We start from the raw sequence: 3,703 nt of genomic DNA, 5'->3' as shown, positions 1-3,703 counted from the left end.
GACCTCTACGACCCACCCACCATCCACACCCTCCTCAACCGCTGGACCCAACTACTCGAAACAGCCACCACCCACCCCGACCAACCACTCAACACCATCAACCTCCTCACCCCCGAAGAACACCAACAGGTGCTCGACACCTGGCTGGACACCGAGACCGAGGTGGGTGCGGACCTGCTGCCGGTGCGCTTCGCCGAGCAGGTGCGGGCCACGCCGGACGCCGTAGCCCTGATCGCCGGCGACACGGCCTTGACGTACGCGGAACTCGACAGCCACGCCAACCGGCTGGCGCACGCCCTGCTGCGCCGGGGAGCCGGACCCGACCGGGTGGTCGCGCTCGCCCTGCCGCGCTCGGCCGATCTGGTGGTGGCCCTGCTGGCGGTGCTCAAGACCGGTGCCGCGTATCTGCCGCTGGACCCGGACCATCCGGCCGGGCGGATCGCGTACGTGCTGGAGGACGCCCGGCCCGCCCTGATCCTCACGACCCAGGCGACGAACTCGCGGACTCCGCGCGGCGCGGCCGAGCGGCTGGTGCTGGATTCCCCGGACGTACAGGAGCTGCTGGCCGGCTGCCCGGACAACGACCCGGCCGACCGCGACCGTACCGCGGCGCTGCGGGCCGCCGACGCCGCGTACGTGATCTACACCTCGGGCTCGACCGGACGTCCCAAGGGCGTGGTCGTGCCCCACTCGGCGCTGCTCAACTTCCTGGAGGCCATGCGGCAGAAGGTCCCGCTGCGCCCCGAGGAGCGTCTCCTCGCGGTGACCACGGTCGCCTTCGACATCGCCGCGCTGGAGCTGTACCACCCGCTCCTGTCAGGCGCCGCGGTCGTCCTCGCGCCCAAGGAAGCCGTGCCCCAGCCGTCCGCCGTGCTCGATCTGATCGCCCGGCACGGCGTCACGGTCGTGCAGGGGACGCCGTCCCTGTGGCAACTGCTGGTCTCGCACGAGCCGGAGGCCCTGCGGGGACTGCGCATGCTGGTCGGCGGTGAGGCGCTGCCCGCCGCGCTCGCCGATTCGATGCGCGCGCTTACGGAGGATCTGACCAACCTGTACGGACCGACCGAGACCACCATCTGGTCGACCTCCGCGGACCTGGCCGACGGCACGGGCGCCCCGCCGATCGGCCGCCCGATCGCCAACACCCGGGTGTATGTGCTGGACGGCGGCCTGCAGTCGGTGGCGCCCGGTGTGGTCGGCGAGTTGTACATCGCGGGCGCCGGCGTCGCCCGCGGGTACCTGGGCCGACCGGGACTGACCTCCGAGCGGTTCGTCGCCGACCCCTACGCCCCCGAACCCGGCGGCCGGATGTACCGCACCGGCGACCTGGTCCGCTGGAACGCCGACGGCCGGCTGGAGTTCATCGGCCGGGTCGACCACCAGGTCAAGATTCGCGGCTTCCGCATCGAACCCGGCGAGATCGAACACGTCCTCACCGACCACCCCGACATCGCCCAGGCCGCCGTCGTCGTCCGCGAGGACCAGCCCGGAAACACCCGCCTGGTCGCCTACGTCGTGGCCGACACCTCGGCGCCCGGGCGGGACGAGACCGTCGAGCAGGACCAGCTGAGCGAGTGGCAGACCCTGTACGACTCCGTGTACACCACGGCACCGCGGACGGCGCTCGGCGAGAACTTCGCGAGCTGGACCAGCAGTTACGACGGCGAGCCGATCCCGCTGCCGGAGATGCGGGAGTGGCGCGACACCACCGTGAACCGCATCAGGTCCCTGCGTCCGCGCCGCGTACTGGAGATCGGCGTCGGCACCGGTCTCCTCCTCGCCGGGCTCGCGCCCGAGTGCGAGGAGTATTGGGGCACAGACTTTTCCCCGACCGTGATCGAGGAACTCCGGCGCCATGTCGACGCGGATCCCGTCCTCGGCTCCCGGGTCCGGCTGCGCACCCAGCCCGCCCATGACTTCAGCGGCCTGCCCGTGGGCCGGTTCGACACCGTCGTTCTGAACTCGGTGGTGCAGTACTTCCCCAACGCCGGTTACCTGGAGCGGGTCATCGACCACGCCGTCCGCGTCCTCGCCCCGGGCGGGGCCCTGTTCATCGGCGATGTCCGCAACCCACGACTGCTGCGCACATTCACCACTGCGGTCCAGGCGACGCGCGCCGACGACCCGACCGACACCGCCGCCATCCGCCGCGCCGTCGAACAGAGCCTCGTCCTGGAAAAAGAACTCCTCGTCGACCCCCAGTACTTCACCGCCCTCGCCCACCACATCCCCGACCTCGCCGGCACCGACATCCAACTCAAACGCGGCACCGCCGAGAACGAACTCACCCGCTACCGCTACGACGCCACCCTCTACAAGACCGGCATCACCCCCCACCCCCTGACCGACACCCCCACCCTGAGCTGGACCGTTCACCCCGATACCGACGCCAACCTCGGCCGACTCGCACGTGCGTTGGAGATCGAGCGGCCCGCGGCCCTGCGTGTCACCGGAGTCCCCAACCCCCGCCTCGTCCATGAACTCGCCATACGGCAGGCCCTCGACGAGGGTGCCCCGCCGCCCACCGGCACCGCATGCGCCCCGGCCGGGACGGAGGTCTTCCACGAGCTGGGCGACGAGCACGGCTACTGGACCGGCATCACCTGGAACACTCACGACCCCGACACCATCGACGTCGTCTTCGCCGACCGGAGCCGGCTGGCCGACGGTGTCCCCCTGGGTACCTACGCACCCGTCGACCCTGGTGTCTCCACCCCCCTGGCCAGGTGGACGACCAATCCCACCGCGCGCCGCGGGACCGGTGCCCTCGTCACCGCACTCCGCGAACACGCCCGTGACCATCTGCCCGACTACATGGTGCCCTCGGCCGTCGTCCCGCTCGACCGTCTCCCCTTGACGGCCAACGGCAAGCTGGACCGGGCCGTCTTGCCGGCGCCGGAGTTCGGGGCGGCCGCGGCCGGGCGGGAGGCGCGTACGCCGCAGGAGCAGATCGTGTGCGACCTGTTCGCGCAGGTCCTCGGGCTGCCCCGGGCAGGTGTCGACGACGACTTCTTCGAGCTCGGCGGGCACTCCCTGCTGGCCACCCGGCTGATCGCCCGTATCCGGGCCTCGTTCGGCGTCGAACTCGAGCTGCGCGCGCTGTTCGAAGGCCCGACCCCGGCGGCGGTGGCGGCCCTCCTCGACACCGCCGGGCCCGGCCGCCTGGCGCTCACGGTGCGGCAGCGGCCCGAGGTGATGCCGTTGTCCTTCGCCCAGCGCCGGTTGTGGTTCCTGCACAAGATGGAGGGCCCGAGCCCCACCTACAACATCCCGCTGGCTCTGCGACTGACCGGCGAACTCGACCGCGACGCGCTCCGTGCTGCCCTGGCCGATGTCGTCGCCCGGCACGAGAGCCTGCGCACGGTGTTTCCGGAGGCGGAGGGCGTACCGTGCCAGCAGGTGCTGGCCCCCGAGGACGCCGTACCGCGCCTCACCATCACCCCGACGGCCGAGGCCGACCTGCAGGACGCCCTGACATCGGCGGCGCGATACCCGTTCGACCTGGCGACCGAACCCCCGCTGCGGGCCGACCTGTTCGAGCTGTCGGCGCAGGACTACGTGTTGCTGCTGGTCGTACATCACATCGCGGGTGACGGCTGGTCGCTCGGCCCTCTGGCCGCCGACCTCACCCACGCCTACACCGCCCGCACCCAGGGCCAGGCACCCGACTGGCCACCCCTGCCCGTCCAGTACGCCGACTACA

General features: G+C 71.5%; 1 protein-coding gene. It reads left to right on the top strand.

Translation table 11 applies throughout. The annotated features are described in order from the left end of the window. On the top strand, window positions 1-3,703 hold a 3,703-nt coding region (locus Q8A52_RS48640; protein ID WP_316765119.1), incomplete at both ends, for an amino acid adenylation domain-containing protein.

This window comes from Streptomyces herbicida (genome assembly GCF_032656585.1).
In the GTDB taxonomy this organism is placed as follows: Bacteria; Actinomycetota; Actinomycetes; order Streptomycetales; family Streptomycetaceae; genus Streptomyces; species Streptomyces herbicida.
The sequence above is the reverse complement of the archived record's forward strand: the minus strand, read 5'-3'. Positions and strand labels throughout refer to the sequence as shown.